Genomic DNA, 296 nt, shown 5'->3' with positions numbered 1-296 from the left:
ACCCCATGTGGGACACAGGGGAATTGAAATAAACGTTTTTTAGCGGCGGCGTAGGTATCCATATCACCATGATAATCAAGGTGATCACGGCTTAAATTGGTAAAAACTGCTATCTCAAACGGCGCAGCTTCGACACGACCTTGGACTAAACCATGGCTTGACACTTCCATCGCACACAGTTCAGCGCCTTGAGCAACAAACTCTCCAAGTTGACGCATAACAGTCACCGCATCAGCCGTCGTATTGCCGCTATCAACAAGCTGCCCCCACAAACCATTACCTAACGTCCCCATTAC

Annotated in this window: 1 protein-coding gene; it reads right to left on the bottom strand. The window is 48.6% G+C overall.

Annotated elements, in window-relative coordinates; genetic code table 11:
• Nucleotides 1-296: Mur ligase family protein (locus AAEZ02_RS22135; RefSeq protein WP_351125149.1), on the bottom strand; the 296-nt coding region annotated here is incomplete at both ends.

Origin of the sequence: Shewanella sp. T24-MNA-CIBAN-0130 (assembly GCF_040310185.1) — a bacterium.
In the GTDB taxonomy this organism is placed as follows: domain Bacteria; phylum Pseudomonadota; class Gammaproteobacteria; order Enterobacterales; family Shewanellaceae; genus Shewanella; species Shewanella psychromarinicola.
Note: the sequence above shows the minus strand (reverse complement) of the source record. Positions and strands in the feature narration are given on the sequence as shown.